Source organism: Teredinibacter purpureus, assembly GCF_014217335.1.
In the GTDB taxonomy this organism is placed as follows: Bacteria; Pseudomonadota; Gammaproteobacteria; order Pseudomonadales; family Cellvibrionaceae; genus Teredinibacter; species Teredinibacter purpureus.
Genome location: NZ_CP060092.1, coordinates 2,459,225 through 2,481,137, shown reverse-complemented (window position 1 = coordinate 2,481,137; position 21,913 = coordinate 2,459,225). Strand labels below are relative to the sequence as shown.

General features: G+C 46.6%; 10 protein-coding genes. 6 read left to right on the top strand and 4 right to left on the bottom strand.

The features are described 5' to 3' along the window. The first annotated feature begins 211 nt into the window (after positions 1-211). From H5647_RS10630 to H5647_RS10605, 6 genes are all read left to right on the top strand, one after another. On the top strand, positions 212-2,497 hold the full coding sequence (locus H5647_RS10630) for a cellulase family glycosylhydrolase (RefSeq protein WP_121495367.1): 2,286 nt from the start codon (positions 212-214) through the stop codon (positions 2,495-2,497). A gap of 442 nt (positions 2,498-2,939) precedes the next feature. Further along, entirely contained in the window at positions 2,940-4,622 is a 1,683-nt protein-coding gene (locus H5647_RS10625) for a cellulase family glycosylhydrolase (RefSeq protein WP_052692012.1), read from the top strand. Between the two features lie 886 nt (positions 4,623-5,508). Beyond that, positions 5,509-7,095, top strand: a complete 1,587-nt coding sequence (locus H5647_RS10620; protein WP_052692010.1) for a cellulase family glycosylhydrolase — start codon at positions 5,509-5,511, stop codon at positions 7,093-7,095. Between the two features lie 155 nt (positions 7,096-7,250). After that, entirely contained in the window at positions 7,251-9,443 is a 2,193-nt protein-coding gene (locus tag H5647_RS10615; RefSeq protein WP_236074867.1) for a glycoside hydrolase family 6 protein, read from the top strand. 576 nt (positions 9,444-10,019) lie between these two features. Then, complete coding sequence (locus H5647_RS10610; RefSeq protein WP_082087026.1) at positions 10,020-12,149, top strand: glycoside hydrolase family 6 protein; 2,130 nt, start codon at positions 10,020-10,022, stop codon at positions 12,147-12,149. A 183-nt stretch (positions 12,150-12,332) separates the two neighbouring features. Then, complete coding sequence (locus H5647_RS10605) at positions 12,333-13,532, top strand: hypothetical protein (RefSeq protein WP_045858455.1); 1,200 nt, start codon at positions 12,333-12,335, stop codon at positions 13,530-13,532. A 69-nt stretch (positions 13,533-13,601) separates the two neighbouring features. Here the strand turns inward: H5647_RS10605 and H5647_RS10600 are convergent, their stop codons facing one another. The 4 genes from H5647_RS10600 to H5647_RS10585 form a co-directional block, all read right to left on the bottom strand. Next, entirely contained in the window at positions 13,602-14,837 is a 1,236-nt protein-coding gene (locus H5647_RS10600) for a helix-turn-helix domain-containing protein (RefSeq protein WP_045858453.1), read from the bottom strand. A gap of 516 nt (positions 14,838-15,353) precedes the next feature. Continuing rightward, positions 15,354-17,411, bottom strand: a complete 2,058-nt coding sequence (locus H5647_RS10595; protein ID WP_052692006.1) for a TonB-dependent receptor plug domain-containing protein — start codon at positions 17,409-17,411, stop codon at positions 15,354-15,356. A gap of 32 nt (positions 17,412-17,443) precedes the next feature. Then, complete coding sequence (locus H5647_RS10590) at positions 17,444-20,692, bottom strand: efflux RND transporter permease subunit (protein ID WP_045858451.1); 3,249 nt, start codon at positions 20,690-20,692, stop codon at positions 17,444-17,446. A 58-nt stretch (positions 20,693-20,750) separates the two neighbouring features. After that, positions 20,751-21,875, bottom strand: a complete 1,125-nt coding sequence (locus tag H5647_RS10585) for an efflux RND transporter periplasmic adaptor subunit (protein WP_052692004.1) — start codon at positions 21,873-21,875, stop codon at positions 20,751-20,753. Positions 21,876-21,913: the final 38 nt, after the last annotated feature.

The following is a 21,913-nucleotide window of genomic DNA, read 5'->3' as shown; positions in this document are numbered from 1 at the left end:
GGCTCTCTGTATGAAGCCGTCTGCTAAAACAGAAGCCTTCATACAGTGTCAATTAATCACGCTTTCGTACAACATTCTTACTGTTTTTTAATAAGGCATTTCATTGCTTAAAAACCATAAAACCGCACAAGAATGTAACCGATACTCAATTTAAATTTCACATCAAAATAATAGATCAACAACACACAATAAAAATAATTGAGGAATAACAATGAACAAATCTAAAAACTCCTCGCGTACGGGAAAAATTCGGCAATGGTGCTTATCTACTGCACTTGCCACAGCCTCCCTTTTCGCGAGCTCTGCCATGGCCGTTGACGGCTTTTATGTCAAAGACGGATTACTGTTCGATAACTACGACAAACCTTTTATTATGCGCGGTGTAAACCACGCCCACACATGGTACGAAGACACCACCGAACAAGCACTCATCGATATAGCAAGTGTTGGCTCTAACTCCGTACGCATAGTACTAAGTACAGGCCTACACGAAGAGGATTGGGGGCGCGATTCAGAAGAAACCGTTGCGGGCATTATTGCTCAAATGAAAGAACTGCAAATGGTATCGATTGTGGAAGTGCACGACTCTACTGGCTACCCCGAAAAATCGGGTGCAGTGCATCTGTCGACCGGCGTTGACTACTGGATCGATATCCAAGGCGCCCTTAAAGGCGAAGAGGATACCGTTATCATCAATATCGCTAACGAACCATACGGTAACAGCGGTGTAACTGGAGACGACTGGGTTAACGATCACATCGACGCGATACAGCGTTTACGTGAAGCCGGTTTTACTCATACCCTTATGGTAGATGCCCCCAACTGGGGACAAGACTGGGAAAACACCATGCTCGAGCGTGCACCCGAAGTGTTCGCCGCAGACCCGCTCGCAAATGTTGTGTTTAGTGTTCACATGTACCAAATCTATAACAACCGTAATGTTATCGACAGTTACCTGCGTACATTTGTATACGATCACAAACTCCCTATTGTAGTGGGTGAATTTGGTGCCGACCATCAAGACGAAGACGTTGACGAAGCCTCTATTTTGGAATTAACCGACCTATACGATTTAGGCTACCTTGGCTGGTCATGGTCAGGCAATAGCGGCGGTGTAGAATCTCTCGATATTACAATCGACTATGATGTGGGCAACCTTTCAACGTGGGGTGACCTCCTCATTAACAGCGAGCACGGCATTCGTGCGACAGCCCAAACCTGTACTTGTTTTACCGGCGGTACTGGTGCTGTTTTCCCGCCGCAAGCGATATCGTTCAATCACACGACTTTGCGCGACACCGACACCACTTTTGATTTGCTAGGAAGCGATATCGACGGTGAACTCGTGAGCGCGACCATTATTACCGCCCCTCAAAACGGTGCCGTTAGCACCAACGGTATTAGTGCTACCTATAGCCCAAACTCCGCATTTTCAGGTATTGATACCTTTGAATATACCCTCACTGACAATGAATCTGTAGAGTCCGCAACCGCAACAGCCACTATGATCGTAGCGACCGGTGGCGGTGTAGACGGTCTCCCAGCTTGCAGGGTGGAGTTCGTGCGATACGATGAATGGGATACCGGCTCACATCTACAGTTGAACCTTAACAATAATGCCGGACACAATATTACCTTTGAGGGTTATGACTTAAACTTCCTCATTGGCGAAGCTGAAAATCTTAACGGAGGCTACAATGCCACCAGTTTTACAGAAGACGGCAACTCAGTCACCATTCGTTTAGACACTGACCATTTTAATGGCATCTTGGCACCCGGTAACACCGTCACCATTGACTACCAAGTCACCAAAGACAGTGGCCCTGCGGTACAACCGGCCTACTACACCTTAACAGGTGACAACGGCTCAACATGGACCTGTGCCGATTCTTCTTTCACCGGATCTAACCCAAACCCAACGCCAGCCCCCTCCGGCGAACCTAGCCTTCCACCAAGCCCAGAGCCTACTCCAACGGCGGAGCCAACACCAACACCAACACCAACAGTAGAACCCACCCCAACGGCTGAACCTACTCCAGGCACTGACGTATGTACCGAAATGTGTAAATGGTACCAAGACGACCCACGCCCACTGTGTGAAAACCAAACCAGTGGCTGGGGCTATGAAAACAACCAAAGCTGTATTGGTATTGAAACCTGTGAAGGCCAGTCGAGTAACGGCGGTATCGTACAAATCTGCGACGGCGAGCCTGAACCCACTCCAACACCAACCCCGGAGCCAACTCCCACTCCCACTCCCACTCCAACACCAACACCAACACCAACACCAACCTCGGAGCCAACCCCCATACCAACTGCAGAACCGACCCCGATACCAACGCCGGAGCCAACGCCAACAACGGCGCCTTCCGGTGGAATATGTAACTGGTATGGCTGGCAAGTCTCTATCTGTGACAATACCGATTCCGGCTGGGGCAACGAAAATAATCAAACGTGCATTTCTCGTGCAGCCTGCGGTAACAATATCGTGCAATAACAAATAATATTATCGTGTTGTAGCGAAACAACCGCAAAGGGCCTTCTCGTTATCGACAAGGCCCTTTTTTGTTTACGGCAATAAAATATGCGGCTACCCAAGTCTATTGCAAATGCTTCGCGACACTAAAAAAACCACACACAACATCCGACACAACAAATACCCTACTTAAATTAATACGTTAATTAAACGTTTATTTAATTCCCTATAATAAAACTGCCAGCCCATATCCAATCGAAACAAGGTACAAATTCACGCGCCATTCCCGCGCTGCAAATAGCGAATGTTAATTACACGCGACTCGAGAAAAGTAAAACCATATAAAAGTTTTCTTCTCCCAGGACTTTGCGTGTCCTAAACTTTTCGATGCTGTACGCCTTAATTTTTTCAATTTTCGAAACACTCAAAAACATTAAAAAAATAACGATATGGAACTCCAACTATGAAAATAAAAAATCTACTCAACCTAATGACAACCGCCGCTCTCGTCGCTACGTTGTCGGCTCCGGCCGCACTAGCCGACGTACCGCCACTCACCGTTAGTGGCAATCAGATACTCAGCGGTGGCCAAGCGAAAAGTTTTGCCGGCAATAGTTTTTTTTGGAGCAATACAGAATGGGGACAAGAACGTTTTTATAATGCCGATACGGTGCGTTGGCTTAAAAATGACTGGAACGCAACAATTGTGAGAGCTGCTCTGGGCGCCGACGGTGAAGGAAGCTATAGCGAAGACCCATCCGGAAACCTCAGCCGTATTCGCACGGTTGTAGAAGCCGCCATTGCGGAAGATATTTACGTACTTATCGATTTCCACTCGCATCATGCAGAAGATTTGCAGCAGCAATCGATTGAGTTTTTTAGGGAGATGGCACAAAGTTACGGCCAAAATAATCACGTTATATACGAAATATATAACGAACCATTGCAAGTATCCTGGAGCGGCACCGTAAAACCTTATGCCGAAGCCGTTATTGCAGAAATTAGAGCAATAGACCCAGACAACTTGATTGTTGTAGGTACGCCTTCCTGGTCACAAGACGTCGATGCTGCGTCAAACGATCCCATTACAAGCTACAGCAACATCGCGTACGCACTGCACTTCTATGCAGGCACTCACGGCGCTTCTTATCGCAGTAAAGCTCAAACAGCCCTTAATAACGGCATTGCCCTATTTGTAACTGAATGGGGTGCGGTGAATGCTGACGGCGATGGCTCACCCAACGAAAGCAACACCAACGATTGGATGAGTTTTTTACGTCAAAACAATATTTCCCACTTGAACTGGGCCGTGAGCGACAAGGCCGAAGGCTCTTCAATTGTGCAAACCGGCTCGGCTGTGAGCAATTGGAATGATTCAGACCTAACCGCAGCAGGCCGTTTAGTTAAAAACATTGTGGCTAACTGGGGAACAACGATAGATATTGGCAGTTCGAGCAGTTCATCCAGTAGTTCTAGCAGCTCGTCTAGTAGTAGCTCTAGTTCATCTAGCAGCTCGAGTACTTCTAGCGCCAGTAGCAGCTCATCAAGCAACGCGAATTGTGATGAGGCCTGTCAATGGTACGGCGACGGGTCTTGGCCTCTGTGTAACAATCAAGACAGTGGATGGGGGTGGGAAAACGGTGGAAGCTGTATTGGGCGCACGACCTGTGAAGGTCAAGGTGGAACAGAAGGTGGCGTCGTTTCCGATTGCCCAGCTAGCTCGTCTAGCAGCTCTTCCTCTAGCTCCTCTAGTTCCTCTAGTTCCTCTAGCTCCTCTAGTTCCTCTAGTAGCTCTTCCTCAAGCTCTTCTTCTAGTTCATCCTCTAGCTCTTCAAGCAGCGCTAGCAATGATGGTGTTACCTGTGAAGTCACCTACTTAAATCAGTGGAGCTCTGGCTACCAAATGAATGTATCCGTTACCAACAACGGTACTTCAAGCATTGCCAACTGGACGATCGAGTTGGACTTTGGTACATCTCCGCAAGTTACCAATAGCTGGAATGCCGATTTAGCGACCAGCGGCAATATCGTCACGGCCTCCAACATAAGCTGGAACGGTGGTTTAGGCGCAGGTAGTTCAGCAAGCTTCGGTTTTCAGGGAAGCTCAAACGGAAATATCAATTCACCGTCCTGTTCCGCGCCCTAACATAGCGTTAAAAGGTCGTGTAAAACGCGCGTCGTTTACACGACCTTTTCTCCGTAAATCGCACAACGGGTTACCTGTATTTTTGTCGGCTCTCCAACACCAAATGGCACAAAAATCCTCGATAAAATTAATGCCAAAGTTAAGTTTCAACATTCATGCTTTGACGTAAAAAACACATTAACACAACGAAACCCATACCATTGACCCACCAACAGTAAAACAAAACACATTAAAAGGTTCTACTAAAATTTTTAGAGTGACGACATGGACAATTTATTTTTAGTTTTTTTATGCCTAAGAATAAATGGCGTCAGGGTCAATATGCCCTATTGAACTAAGGCAGATTAGTTCTTATTTCTGCAAATTAAGTTAAACATTACGCAAACGACAACTTTAAGACCCTCAAATACGGTTGTATTGGAGTAAGCGACCTCTAAAACTAAAGCCATCGAAGGCATGACAAACAAGTACTACAACAGCCCTCCCAACTCAACAAAACCAACCATTTAATATTAAGGCTGGGCAATAGTCTCCAGACTTTATTCTCAATTCTGTCTGTTATTTTTACGCTTTAGTACTTTGCTGGTACCTCATCACATTATTCACTAATAAATTCGCTCATTTTTTCTAACGCTTTTATAAGAAGAAAACGTCTTTGTAGCCGCATTACCGGTAAAACCGCCAATATAAAATCATATTAATACTCGTTAAAAAAATGGGCCTCCCAAATAAAATTGGAAAACTAATTCCATAAATTTCAAGCCTTTTAATCAAATTTCACATCCCATAAAATGCGTGCTGCTTCGACTTTTAAGCCTCTGTGTTTAAAAGCAAATGGCGCTCTAACCCAATCAAAATAACTTTAATAAGTAATGGGACTCTCACTATGATGAGCACGAAAATGAAAAGCTTGCTTGCCACAGCTGCCGCTGCGGTATTCTCAACCACAACTGCAATCGCCGATGTTCCACCTTTAACTGTGAGCGGGAATCAAATTCTCAGCGGTGGCGTAGCGAAAAGCTTCGCAGGAAACAGTTTTTTCTGGAGTAACACAGGGTGGGGACAAGAACGTTTCTACAATGCCGATACTGTTAAATGGTTAAAAGATGATTTTAAAGCGACTATGGTTCGAGCCGCTATGGGCGCAGATGAAGACGGAAGCTACATCGAAGACCCAGAAGGTAATGTGCAACGTGTACGCACTGTTGTCGACGCCGCGATTGCGAACGACATTTACGTACTAATCGATTTCCATAGTCATCACGCTGAGAACCTTCAATCTGAAGCCATTAGCTTCTTTACTGAAATGGCCTCTCTTTATGGTAACAATAACCACGTAATCTATGAGATTTACAATGAGCCGTTAAGTGTTTCTTGGAGTGGTACTATCAAGCCTTACGCTGAAGCCGTAATCTCTGCCATTCGCGCAATCGACCCAGACAACCTAATTGTTGTGGGAACCCCTAACTGGTCTCAAGATGTTGATGCAGCATCAAATGATCCCATTAACGATCCTAATGTAGCCTACACTTTGCACTTTTACGCAGGTACGCATGGCGAGAGCTACCGAAACAAGGCGCAAACCGCGCTAAACAACGGTATCCCATTGCTTGTTACTGAGTGGGGCACGGTTAATGCTGACGGCGACGGCGCTGTAGCTGCAAATGAAACCAACACTTGGATGAACTTCCTGAAGCAAAACAACATCTCGCACCTCAACTGGACTGTGAGCGATAAAGCCGAAGGTTCTTCTTTAGTTCAAACTGGCGCACCGGTAAGCAACTGGAGCAATTCAGATTTAACCGATTCAGGTCGCTTCGTTAAAGATCTTATTGCCAACTGGGGAACAACCATTGGTAACGTTTCCAGTTCGTCTAGCTCTTCTAGCAGTTCGTCTAGCTCTTCTAGCAGTTCCTCTAGCTCTTCTAGCTCTAGCAGCAGCTCATCTAGCTCTAGCTCTAGCAGCAGCTCCACAGGCAACTGTGATGAGCAATGCCAGTGGTATAGCGAAAGCCTTTACCCCGTCTGTAACAACCAGGAAAGCGGTTGGGGCTGGGAAGATAGCCAGAGCTGTATTGGACGTACTACCTGTGAAAGCCAAAACGGTGGGAACGGTGGTGTAGTCTCTGATTGTGGCACCACGCCAACGGCAACACCTGCTCCAACAGCGACACCTACTCCAGCTCCTACCGCTACGCCCGCACCTACGGCTACGCCCGCACCAACGGCAACGCCAACACCTGTGCCAACAGCAACGCCAACTCCCGCACCAACGGCTACACCTACACCAGCACCTACTGCAACTCCGGCACCTACCGCCACTCCTGCGCCAACGTCAGAGCCTACAGGCAGCATGTGTAACTGGTACGGATGGCAGGTAAGCATTTGTGCAAATACAACATCTGGTTGGGGCAATGAAAACAACCAAACCTGTATTTCTCGAGATGCATGTGGCAATAACATTATTAACTAAGGATTTTTTTGGGGGCTTATAGCCCCTTGCGCACAGGGATGTGCGCGCCGTTTGAATCATGTTTGATCACTTTTTCAGCGGCAGCAACTTGTTGTAACAGCTGTAAAACACGCCTTTCCTATGTAGGCACTAATAAAAATCAGAGGACAATAAAAATGAATATTCTGAAAAATCGTCCATCTCGCTCGAGAATGGATACTTTTAATGGGGGCATCGGCCACTGGCTCAAAGCCAGCGTAGCCGGTATAGCGTTAACGACTTTGGCCGCTAGTGCCAACGCCGTTGACTGTGAAGTTTCTTACGTAAACAGCTGGGGCTCAGGCTACCAGTTGAATGTAGACGTTACTAACAACGACAGCAGCAGTGTTTCCGATTGGGAAATTACACTTGAGTTTGCTAACGCACCACAAGTAACCAATAGCTGGAATGTTTCTTTAAGCACTTCTGGCAACACTGTAACCGCTACCGATTCCGGCTGGAACGGTAACCTTAATGCTAACGGCGGTTCTACTAGCTTTGGTTTTCAGGGCAGCTCCAACGGCAGCTTCGAAACACCAACATGTGTAGGTAGCAACGGTTCTCAGCCTACGGCTACACCAGTACCAACTGCTGAGCCAACACCAACGCCAGTACCAACTACTGAGCCAACACCAACGCCAGTACCAACTACTGAACCAACACCAACGCCAGTACCAACTACTGAGCCAACACCAACGCCAGTACCAACTACTGAGCCAACACCAACGCCAGTACCAACGCCAGTACCAACTACTGAGCCAACGACTGATCCAGGTCAGTGTGAAGAGGTTTGTCAGTGGTACAGCGAAAGCACTTACCCTATCTGTGCTAACAGTGATGGCTGGGGCTGGGAAAACAATACAAGCTGTATCGGTCGCTCTACCTGTGAAAGCCAAAACGGCGGCAACGGTGGCGTAGTCTCTGATTGTGGCACCACGCCAACGGCAACACCTGCTCCCACTGCAGAGCCAACGCCTACTGGCCAGCCTACTCCTACAGGCCAGCCTACTCCTACAACAGAGCCAACACCGACTCCTGTTCCAACGGCTACTCCAACACCAAACCCTGATGCGGGCGAGTCTGTTGGCCTAGACAACCCATTTGTGGGTGCCAAGTGGTATGTTGATCCAATCTGGTCTGCTAAAGCAGCTGGCGAGACTGGCGGCAGCAAGATCTCTGGCGAAAGTACTTTCGTTTGGATGGATCGTATCGGCGCAATTGCTGGCCCAGAAGACGGTGATGGCATGGGTTTACGTGATCACCTGGACGAAGCTTTAGCTCAGAACGCTAACTTGTTCCAGTTTGTTGTTTATGACCTTCCAAACCGTGACTGTGCGGCCTTAGCTTCTAACGGCGAACTTCGCATCGCTGACGGTGGTTTTGCTCGTTACCAAGACGAATACATCGCTGGTATTACCGCTATTCTTGGTGACCAAAAGTATGCTGCTCTTCGTATTGTTGCTGTAATCGAAGTGGATTCATTACCTAACTTGGTAACCAACTTAGACGAAGCTGATTGTCAAGAAGCGAACGGCGAAGGCGGTTACGTAGACGGTATCCAACACGCTCTTAACGAGCTTGGCAAAATCCCTAACGTATACTCTTACGTTGATATTGCACACTCAGGCTGGTTAGGTTGGAGTGACAACTTCTCTGAAGCCGTTGCTTTGATTGGCGATGCTATTTTAGAAACAGACAAGGGCGCAGACAGCATTGCTGGTTTTGCTTCTAACTCTGCAAACTACACGCCTGTAACCGAACCGTACATGCCAGATCCTGATCTTCAGGTTGGTGGCAATCCCGTACGTTCAGCTGACTTCTACGAGTGGACTCAGTACCTAGAAGAGTTAATGTTTGTTCAAGCATGGCGCGACGCTATGATCAGCAAAGGTTTCCCTTCAACTATCGGTATGTTGATTGATACTGGTCGTAACGGTTGGGGTGGTCCAAACCGTCCTACTGGCGAATCTTCTAGCTCTGATCTTGAAACCTATGTAAACGAAAGTCGTATCGACCGTCGTGAGCACCGTGGTAACTGGTGTAACCAGCCCGGTGGTGTAGGCTTCTTCCCACAAGCTGCTCCTGCAGCAGGCGTTGATGCATACGTTTGGGTTAAGCCACAAGGTGAGTCAGATGGCGTAAGTGATCCTAACTTCGAAATCGATCCTAACGATCCTAACAAGCAACACGATCCTATGTGTGACCCTGGTTCGAACAACACTTCTGATGATTCACTCGGCACAGGCGCAATGGGCAACGCTCCACACGCTGGCCGTTGGTTCCCAGAAGCATTCGAAACCTTCATTCAGAACGCTTACCCAGAATTGTAAGTTTCCTACTTCAACTTAGCGTTGCTAAGGTGTAAAAATAGAAGCCGCGATCAGAAATGATCGCGGCTTTTTTTGTTGCCAACGCTAACAACCCTTATATACCTCTCGACTTTATCCTCCAGAAAAACCCCATCTAATTTCACATCCGCATAAAAACGCTCGCCTGAATAACAGATGTAAATATCCAACAATAATTAATCAATTATTGACGCCGCAATCCCTATTAGATTATGCAAAAGCAGTTAACATATTCGGCGGTGTCACACCTAAAGATAACCAATTCACACATCAACTGTTTAATTGTTTGCGTTTTTAACAATTTTTATTTCAACCCAGTTAACACCGTCTACACTAGTACAAACGTAGAAATGGCAACATAACAATAAACGACATAAATATTTTTTTTATTATTTCCTTTTTGATGACACCACCCAAAAGGTGAATCCATCACCCCGGCGACACGAAACCACCTTAACCGTCATCGCCACCCATTAATAAAAGCCCATCTTCCAAACAATAATAACGGGCATCATGTTTTGCGAAAAAATCACAATAAAAATCCTCAGAGGAACAACAATGAAAATCAACAACCTGTTCAAACCCTTGCGCCTGGCCGGCGCGGCGCTTGCCTTTAGCTTAGCGCCGTCGGCCTTCGCCGCAATAACCTGTGAAGTGTCCTATTGGAACCAATGGAATAGCGGTTACCAAGCCAACGTAACCGTCACCAACTCTGGCTCAAGTGTTAGCAGTTGGTCAGTTGACTTAGACTTTGGCACATCACCACAAGTTACCAATAGCTGGAATGCCAATTTAAATAGCTCTGGCAATTCAGTGACCGCAACAAACATTGGCTGGAATGGCAGCTTAGGTGACGGGCAATCTGCAAGCTTCGGTTTTCAGGGTAGCTCTAACGGTAATCTTTCGCAGCCTAGCTGTGTAGGCGATGGCGGCTCTACTCCCACCGCGACACCAACCCCTACACCCACGCCAACACCGACTCCTACTCCTACACCCACACCAACCCCTAGCAGCTCTTCGAGCAGTAGCTCATCCTCGAGCAGCTCTTCGTCCAGCAGCACTAGTTCCTCATCCTCAAGCACAGGGCAATGTGACGAAGCCTGTAACTGGTATGGCGATGGCACTTGGCCGCTATGTAACAACCAAGACAGCGGTTGGGGCTGGGAAGATGGCTCTAGCTGTATTGGGCGAACAACGTGTGAAGGCCAAGACGGCACCGCAGGTGGTGTTGTTTCGGATTGCGCTAGCAGTTCATCTACAAGCTCGTCTACAAGTTCGTCTACAAGTTCGTCTACAAGTTCGTCTACAAGCTCGTCTACAAGCTCGTCTACAAGCTCGTCTACAAGCTCGTCTACAAGCTCGTCTACAAGCTCGTCTACAAGCTCCACATCAAGCTCAAGTAGTAGCTCCACACCTAACACCGGTGATGCGACGGGCTTAGACAACCCGTTCGTGGGCGCAACGTGGTATGTAGACCCTGTTTGGGCCGCAAAAGCCAACGGTGAATCAAACGGTTCTTCTATATCCGGCTACAACACCGCGGTATGGATGGACCGTATCGGCGCTATCGAAGGGCCAGCTGATGGCGACGGCATGGGTTTACGTGAGCACTTGGACGAGACCCTCGCCCAAGGCGCAAATCTCTTTATGTTTGTCGTGTACGACTTACCTAACCGTGACTGTGCCGCACTCGCCTCAAACGGAGAATTGCGCATCGCCGACGGTGGCTTCCAGCGTTATCAAGATGAGTACATTGCACCTATCGCTGAAATCCTAAGCGACCCTGCCTACAACAATATTCGTATCATCGCGATTATTGAAGTGGACTCACTACCCAACTTAGTGACCAACCTCGACGAAGCCGATTGTAACGAAGCGAATGGCGCCGGTGGATACGTCGACGGTATTCAGCATGCACTAAACGTTTTGAGTGAAATTCCAAATGTATATTCCTATGTGGATATCGCTCACTCAGGCTGGCTAGGTTGGAGTGACAACTTCTCCGAAGCAATCACTCTTATAGGGAATGCCGTAAAGGGCACCAATAACGGTGTTAATAGCATCTCCGGGTTCGCGAGTAACTCCGCAAACTACACGCCTGTTACAGAACCTTACTTATCTAACCCAGACCTCCAAGTTGGCGGTGGACAAATTAAGTCTTCAGACTTCTACGAGTTTAATAGTTACTTAGATGAGTTAAGTTTTGTCCAAGATTGGCGTTCATCCATGATCAACAACGGATTCCCCAATTCCTTGGGTATGCTAATTGATACTGGCCGCAATGGCTGGGGTGGCGCTGCTCGTCCATCAGGCGCATCATCAAGTGATGATTTAGAAACCTATGTAAACGAATCACGAGTCGATCGCCGCCAGCATAGAGGAAACTGGTGTAACCAATCTGGTGGTGTTGGTTTCCGCCCACAAGCCGCGCCTCAATCCGGGGTTGATGCTTATGTTTGGATTAAACCTCAAGGTGAGTCGGATGGCGTAAGTGATCCTAACTTTGAAATTGATCCTAACGATCCAAATAAACAGCACGACCCCATGTGTGACCCAGGTGCTGAAAACCGTTACGCAGACGAAGGTTCCGGCATTATGACTGGCGCTATGGACAACGCACCACACGCTGGCCGTTGGTTCCCAGAAGCCTTCCAGACCTTAGTTGAGAATGCTTACCCAGCTCTCTAAGATCACACCGTGTTTTAGCGCATAACCTGCGCTAAAATGACCGCACCCAAGGGCCACGACTTAACATCGTGGCCTTTTTTATTGCAGGATATCGAAAGTGCTTAATCCTCGCTGGCAATTCACCTGCAAGCCGGTATCATTTACCCAAAACAACAATAAAAATCTGCGAAGGACGTTCAACCAATGAAGATTTTAAGAGCCCATCACAGAGCAAGCAATGTATTTATTAAAGTGGCGGTTGCCACTTGCGCAAGCATCGTCATTGCCGCCTGCTCTGAACCCACAACACAACCCGCACGATTATATTTTGCCGTTAAAACAATTGGCCCGTCGGTCAATATCCACTCATTAGATGATAATAAGGTGTTAACCAAGCATACCGACGACAGCCACTGGCGCGACCTCAGTATGGATATTTCACCCAACGGCGACATCGTGTTTCTCTCAAACCGTAAAGACAACTTTAAAGTCGACCTCAAAAAACATACCGAACGACTGAATGTGTTTTTATTGCCCGCAGACTCTGCAGCTTCTATAGAGCCCGGTCAAACAGCCGCTAAACCCTTACAAATTATTAATCACCCCGAAACCGAAGCCTCCCCACAGTTTGATCCTGCGGGTAACGCCATAACCTATTTGCTAACCCGAAACGGCAAAACGGAGCTATTGCGAAAAGCCACACCTGAAAGCGAAGCGGAAACCTTAATGGTGAGCAAAAAAATTCACCACTATCACTGGTCGCCCGACAGCACCACTATTGCGATAGGGCATTCTGAAGATGAGATGTCGTATCTCAGCTTACTTCACGTTGAGTCCAAGCGTGTTCAACACCTCGTTTCCCTGCCATTAAAAGCACCGTCCACGGTATATGAACCCAATGACGATGATCCGTTTATGAAGCACGTTGCATACGCAAAATTTTCGCCTAATGGCGAGTATATTGCTTATGGACGCAACCCTAATTTCCGTGGAAGTCGTCAGCTTCGTTTATTTAATATAAAAACCGGCCATGATAAATCGCTTTCTCCAGCCGGCGCTCACGCTCAAGACGGCATAAGTTGGGCAGCCAACAGTCAATCGCTATTATTTTCGGCACTGGTAGATTATAAGTTTTACTACAACGAAGAAACACACAAGAAAGTGTATGAAGGCGGCATGCAGCTGTTTCACCACACTATTGATAAAGGCACTACGCAACTCAGCCAAGGTAACCATCTGTTTAAAAACCCCACATTTTCACCTAGCGGCAATCAAATTGCCTACCTCTATTCAGAGGCGCTTGGCGAGAGGGTTTACAGCTTACGTACAATGTCTCTTTCAGGAGACAACATTGAAATATTACACAAAAAAATTGCGCCCTCTTCTTTTTTAATCTGGAAGTAAACGCACAACAATATGGCGGCCACTTGGCCGCCATATTTTAACCCTAATAGCGTAATGCTCTATTATCGATTATTCTTTTACCGCATTGTTTTTCTTAAACTCTCTAGGTGTCATGGCTTCCATCTTCTTAAAAAAATTATTAAACGTAGCCTTACTTTTAAACCCCACTTTGTACATAATATCGAGCATAGTGGCATTTTGATATTCATCACTCACTAACAGTTTTTTCGCCTCTTCAATACGATACGTATTAATATATTCAAAAAAATTATACCCGTAATGCTTATTTAAAATGGTCGACAGCGTTCGCGGTGAAACTGCCACTTCGTTTGCCAGCACTTCTAATGTTAACGACGGTTCCAAATAAATTTTTCGTACTCTAATCAACTCCTCCAAACGCTCAATATATACAGGGTTGATTGGCGGGGCCGCCACTTCATTAACCACTGTTTCTAATTTTTCTTCACTCTCTATGCCTTGTTGTTCTCCCCCCACTACAGGGCTCACTAGCGAGCGTTCAAACATGGGCACAATACCCGTAACGGATAGACCGTACCGGCTCAATACAACGACAAAACCCGCCATTAGAAACAGCGTTCCGTAATTCGCCATTAAACCCATTTGATTCACGGGTAAGCCTGTGTGTAACTCCACGTTCACAATGAGCGCTACCGCTATTGCACAGGCCCAGCCCCACAACCCCACTAAACCAACCAAACCGGCATTAAACCAAGCAATCTCGGTTTTATATCGAAGTATTGTGTCGGGCGATATCTGGCTCAGGTAATACCGAATTTCTACAACGCACAAAACGCCAAAGTAAAGACGCAATAATTCGCGCGACAGCGTGATAAAAAAGATAATGGTTGTTTCAGACCCTAAATTGTATTCGCGCTGAATATCGGCTTTCACATCTGAAGGAAGAATATGGTAGGCCAACAGCTGATGCATAATAACCAGCAGAAAAGGTAACAAATAGAAAGTATCAACAAATCGTAGCCGATAATTTTTGTAGATTATCGACCGTATGTACCACAGCAATAACGGCCCTTGCAGCCAAAAACCCACGTCAAAGATATAAAACCAATCCGGTAAGTGCTCAATCGCCCACCCACGAAAGGCCGCACCAAAATTAATCAGGGTATCGATGGGTACCAGCGCACTGGCAATAAAAAAGGCAATTAGAAAAATGTTACCTAAACCACGGCCCTTTCGTTTATCGAAGAGAATAATCGCCAGTAAGGCACACAGAAAAATGGTTGCGATTAAAACGATATCGTGAAAATTAAAGAGAACACTATCCAATGGACGACCCCTCAACAAACCTATGCGGTTTCTCACCGTTATTATTATATTGACCTAGCTACATGGCGTAGCTAAACACCTAGCTAAGCGACGCTACCGGTATTTAAACGTTTAAATACCGGCAATAGCAATAATTTTGATCCCAATTATACGTAAAGACAATCAGTCTGAAGTCTGAATTGGACGACAGGCACGACAATGGCGTCTCCACAACGCACCTAAAAGTTAGTGATTACTACTTCCTCACAGCAATAAACACGTATAATTAAGTTCATTTATACGCAATACTGCCCTGCTATAGGTAGAGCAAAGATTCGCTTCTTAATTTAGGGGATAATGATAATAAGCCCTATTAAGGGACCGTCGCATGCCAGATGTAGACCGGATGGCCGCTTTAATAGGCGATCATACGAAACCGTAACAGGGATAAATAAGCGCAAAATGAAGGCAATTTAACAATGCTCACAGCCGAAATATCGGCTGGGAAGCGCGCCTGGAGACTATAAAAGAGAAAGGCTATAAGTCGATACCAAATGTTAGGACAATCTGACAACCTGGCCCAAAGGCACCGTATTCAAAATCAGCCAGTTCATTGGCTGGGTAACGAATATCACTGTCCGTAAGATTAAAACCATGCATATTGACAAACCAAGGCTTACTCTCACGCTGATAGCGAATATTCGCATTCACCAGCAGGTAGCTATCCACAGGGCTACCTAAATACTGAATCTGATCATCGGGGTTCTCTTCTCGGTAATCGATCCCAAAAGTAGAGTGCATATCACTCACATACACTAACGAAGTGCTGTAGCGCCAAGCATCAACCCCGTAACCCAACTTAAACTTCATTTGGCTCTGTGGTGAATAACCTACCGTTGCACCTGGTGCGATCAGGTCTTTACTCGTTTGATAAACGCCACTGACTTCAGCCATGAGGTTGCGCGTAGGACGCGTTGTTATAATCGCTTCGACGCCTTTGGTTTGCCAGTGCGATTGGTTATCCAGTACATCCTCTACTTGATCCCCGTTATACCTCACTACACGGCGCCTAACATTACGAATATCATTGTCAAAAAGCGAGACCGATACGGTGTTCTTCTTGCCTGTATGCAAATAATTGAGCTCATACGTTTTCATTTGTTCGGGCTCAAGCAGCTCAATCGAACTATTATCTTGCGTGGCCGTACTATAAATGACCTTGACTGCATCTTGATCGGTAAAACGCCAATTGCTCGCCAATTTAACCGCTTCATCATTGCGTCTATCCACGCTAAACGGTTCGTTTAGTGTTTCGCCACCCTCATCTAGTGCAGTGAATATTGCGTCATAATCACCTACGTAGGCATGCCGATAGCCACCCGTCAACTCCCAACGTTCTGACACTTTGTAAGTTACATTGGAAAACGCCGCGAGATTAACAATGCTCTCGGTTTCGGCTAGGTTAAAATAACCAATTTCAAAAAAATCTCCATTGTTCTGTACATGTCGCATTTGTCGATAGTTTACACCTATCAGCCACTTCAGCTGTTCAGACGCGTCATAAGATAACAACCCTTCCAGCTCTATGCGGTTACTGTTCTGGTTTTGATACCCGCGAATACTGGGAATAATAAAATCGGGGTCAACAAAATACTTTTCATTGCTGGCAACACCCGAAATATTCACTTTGTAGGCGTCACTCAAACTTAGCTCATACCCTACATGTCCCACCCAACTGGTTAGATCAATTTTGCTGCCATCCTCAAAACCTGGAAATAGCGCGTAAAAGCCATAATGCATATCCGAATAACGAAACCCGTATTCCAGCGTGTCCAGCCGGCCGCTCATTTCGGCACTAAAGGTCTCCTGCTCCAATGTCCCGTCTAAACGTTGATACATTTCGGGGCTCATCAACTCACGGTTTAATTGCTCCTCACTCATAACTTCGTTGAGGTTGCCGCCAATACCCTTTGTTCGGCTGGCGCCAATATTCAGTACAGAATAGCCACGATCCGATTCTTGTAAAACACGCAGATAACCTGAAGAATATCCATTTTCACCAATGCTTACCGAGGCGGTCGTACCCTGCTGTTTATCGTTAGTAATAATATTGATACTGCCAAGAAAAGCATTGTTGCCATAGATAACAGAAGAAGGGCCACGAATAATTTCAATGCGATCTATGGCTTGGATAGGTAAGTTACTACGAGAACGGTTAGGTACCGTTAAGGTTTTAATACGAGTGGGATGTTGTTGAACACCATTAATCAAAAAGGCTAATGAGCCGCCAACCGTGCCTCGCACACCCACCTGAAAATCCTCATAGGTGTCTATGTGATAAAAGCCCGGCACATTCATCAACAGCTCTTCGAGCGAGGCATAGCCCATAAGGCTAATATCATCGCGCGTAATAATAGTGACGGACGCGGGGACGTCGCGCACCACATCAGACACTTTTGACGCCGACGTAATCGTAAGTTGTAGTAAATCCTCAAGAGATAAATCGTATAAATAATCTTCGGCGCGACAATTTAACACTGCACTAACCAGTAACAAGGACGTCAGATGACGTACGACTACTCCCTGTTTGCTCATAACTGAGCGCCCCTCTAAAAAATATTGAACGATTATTGCTGTCGCACAATATTTCGCTGCTGTTGGTATTCATAAGCGTAGTACACAACTGGGATAACCAACAACGTAAGGATAGTGGAAACTAACAAGCCAAAAATTAACGACACAGCTAAACCTCCGAAAATAGGGTCGTCCAAAATAAATACGCCCCCCATCATAGCCGCCAAAGCCGTCAGAGCAATGGGCACCGACCGTACAGCGGCGGCCTCAATAGTAGCCGCCTGTAAATTTTTACCCGCACGCACTTGCTGTTGAATAAAATCCACTAGCAAAATTGAATTACGTACGATTATGCCCGCAAGTGCAATCATGCCAATCATCGAGGGTGCGGTGAACTGCTGCCCAAGCAACGCATGCCCCGGCATAATACCGATAATGGTTAAGGGTATTGGCGCCATAATAATTAAGGGTATTGAATATGATCTAAATTGAGCAACGACGAGCAAATAAATCATAATAAGCCCGATGGAATAGGCTATTCCCATATCCCTGAATGTTTCATACGTCACTTGCCACTCGCCGTCCCACTTCAAGCTCCATCGATAAGGGTTTTGAGGCTGTTGAATATAAAACTGCTCTATAACGGTACCCTCAACAGGGCTTTGTGCTAACGCGTTAGCAATCGTTGCCAACCCATAAAGTGGGCTATCAGTATCGCCTGCGGCATCACCGGTAACATAAACCACCGGTAATAAATCTTTATGGTAGATCGTTTGGTCGCGCACCTGTTTTTTCAATTGTGTGACTTCTGAAAGCGCAACGAGGTCGCCATTCCTCGTACGCACACGTAAATTTTGCAACGCCAATAAATCACCTTTTTGCACCGACGGTAGCGTCGCTCGCACAGGTATCGCCTGCTTGGCGTGCTCATCATGCAGGTACGTCATATCCTCTCCGCGTACCGCCGCCGTAATATCCGCAATAATGGTTCGCTGGCTCACGCCAAGTTTTGCCGCGCGCGCCCTATCCACAATTAACACCCACTTTTCTTGCGGAGCCTCAATAGTGTCATCAACATCCACTACATCATCCGTCGCACTAAACAGCCCTCTTACCTCTTGTGCCACCGCCAATTGGCGAGGGTAATCCAATCCATATATTTCAGCCACCAGCGGGGCCATTACTGGCGGGCCCGGCGGCATTTCTATCACTTTAACATTGGCCTTAAATTGTTGGGCGGTATCGGCCATCAGTGTTCGAGCCTGCAAAGCAATGGCGTGGCTTTTTCGACTACGTTTACTTTTGTGAACAAGGTTGACCTGGATATCACCTAAGTGCGGTTCGTTCCGCAAATAATATTGCCGCACCAATCCGTTAAAATTAATGGGTGCTGCGGTACCGGCGTATAGCTGGTAATCCAGCATTTCGGGGAGGGACTCTAAATCATTGGCCAGTGCCTGTAATACTCTATGTGTTTGCTCCAGTGATGTTCCTTCAGGCATATCAACGACAACTTGAAACTCACTTTTATTGTCAAACGGTAGCATTTTCATAATTACCGCCTGAGAAACCACTAGGCTTAGCGACAGGCCAATTAAACCGAGAATACCCACCAGTAAAAAGACACGATTTTTACGGCCGTCTTTTCCCTGTAAAAAGGGGTTAAGTATTCGTGTAAAAAAAACGTGCAGCCGCGTATCTTTTGGGTTGCTACTCTCTGTAAAAGGTTTATTTTCATTACTATTTTTATGATGCGAATCCCGTTTAAATAAACGCAAAAACAACCAAGGCGTTACGATAAAAGCTACTGCTAACGAGATCAACATGCCAATAGAAGCATTAATAGGAATCGGCCGCATGTAAGGCCCCATTAATCCCGTCACAAACGCCATGGGCAAAAGTGCTGCAATAACCGTGAACGTCGCTAAAATGGTTGGCCCGCCTACTTCATCCACCGCAATGGGAATAATGTCCTTTAATGTACCCTTACCCAATCTCATATGCCGGTGAATATTTTCTACCACCACAATGGCATCGTCCACCAAAATACCAATTGAAAATATTAACGCAAACAATGACACTCGATTTAACGTAAAGCCCCACGCCCACGACGCAAATAGTGTAATGGCCAAGGTTGCGACCACCGCTACCCCTACCACTATCGCCTCACGCTTACCCAATACCAACATCACTAAGACAATTACCGAGAGGGTGGCAAATAATAATTTTTTTATTAGCGTTTGCGCTTTCTCTTCTGCAGTTTCGCCATAATTTCGTGTAATAGTGGCTTCAATTCCATCAGGAAAATAAAGACCTTTCATTTGGTTGAAACGATCAATCACCGCATCGGCAACCTCAACAGCATTCTCGCCACTTTTTTTCGACACGGACAAGGTCACCGCAGGATAGCGCGCCGGCGGTAAGGCATGTGCAGCGCCAACGCCATAACTTACATAGTTTCGAGGCGTTTCGGTGGTTAAAGAGACTGTTGCAACATCCCGTAAAAATACCGGTACACCGTTAACAACGCCTACCACTAGTTCAGCCACATCACTTTCAGTGGTTAGAAAATTTCCCGCTTGAATATTAATATCAGTATTGTGGTGAACAATTGCGCCAGCGTCAGCTGACGCATTGGCCGACGACAAACTTTCACGTAAGTCCCCTAACGATAATCCATAAGCCGCTAAACGAGAGGGATCAAATTTAACCTGTACAATTGTTGCTGCTCCGCCAATGGTATTAATATCACGCGTACCGGGAACTCGCTGTAATTCGGTTTCCATGGCATGTGCTATATGCAATAAATCCGCAGCACTAATATCAGGGTTTTGACTCCATAATGTGCCGGTCACCACGGGTACATCATCAATACCTTTGGGTTTTATCAATGGCTGCCCCACACCTAAATTATAGGGCAACGCATCTTGATTCGAATAGAATGCATTGTATAAACGCACAATTGCCTCTGTGCGAGGCTCTCCCACCTTAAAACGAACGGTGAGCGCCGCCATTCCTGCCTGTGATGCAGAGTAAACATGCTTTACCCCTTTTATTTCTGACACAATTTGTTCCGCAGGCGTAGTCACTAACGATTCAACTTCTTTCGCCGACGCGCCGGGAAACGGAATAAAAACATTTGCAAAAGTGACATTTATTTGCGGTTCCTCTTCTCTTGGTGTCACCAAAACAGCAAACACACCTAACAAGAAACCCGTCAAGGCTAATAGCGGTGTTATTTCTGACGTAAGAAAAGCTTTTGCAAGGCGACCCGAGAAACCGAGTGTCGAAGAGTGTTCCATGTTTTTATCCGGTCTAATTAAAACTTAATCTTGTTACTATAATTACGTGCGGCATACGCTAGTTGAATGTTTGCATTTTATAAGCTGCCGCCGCCGCAATGGGGTCTAACGCAATCTGTTCGCCCGCCTCTAAACCGGACAATACAATCGCATGGTGTTCACTGATTGGCGTGCCTAAGCGTACATAGCGAAATTCTATATCCCAAACGTTTGGTTCAGGCTGCGAGACGATATAAAGCGCCGTGACTTCGCCCCTACGTGCAACCGCTTTTTCTGGCACCAATAGCTGTCGCTGCTCTCCGTGCGGCAACGCAACTTTCACTAAAGTGCCGGGAAAAACAGGCTCTTCATATTGGCCTTCTGGCAACGTCAATAGAACACCAAAGCTATGCGTGTTACTTTTTGCGCTAGGTGGAATACGAATATCAGTGACCGCAACAGAATCGCCATTCGCCAGTATTACGCGTGCTTTTTTATGCTTACGCAGTAAACCAATATGGTCTTGAGGCACATCGACTTGTACACGCAAATGCTGTAACGAAAGCCCTTCAAGTAAGGGAGACCCCGGCACAACAGTGGCGCCCACATCAGTCAGTCGCTTAACCACAATCCCGCTATAGGGCGCAATAACCACGGTATGCGCCAAACGCTCATGGGCATCCTGTTCACCTGCACGGGCAGAATCACTGCGTGCGAGCGCCGCTTGTTGTGTCGCTTTTGCTTGATCTAAGCCCGCTTTTGCCACCATACCGCGCGCATATACATCAGCCACTCTGGCAAGCTGCTCATCTGCTTCTGTAAATCGCGCATTGGCTTCTTCAACACGTGCTTGTGCAACCCGCAATGCGGCTTGCTGTTCAGCATCGGTGAACCGCGCAATAACATCACCTTGTGCCACATAATCCCCTACATCAAAAGGAAGCTCGACAATTCGACCACTTGTTTGCGCCGACACCACCGCCTGATTCACCGCTTCAACCACACCGTCAAACGAGGTTTCGCTAGCCACCACCCGCCATGCCACAGCCTCGGTCTCTAGCGATTCAGCCAGTGGTGAAAACGCTTTGGTACTGGGCGTATTCAACTCATTGCCACAAGCAAACACCAGCAGCACCGCGCTCAATAAACCTAACCAACGCCAGCTTCTCGTGATGGCGCCGTGCGTAAAATCAAAACACTGCATGCCTACCGTCCTATTGTATAAATGTTTATGAGAACCCA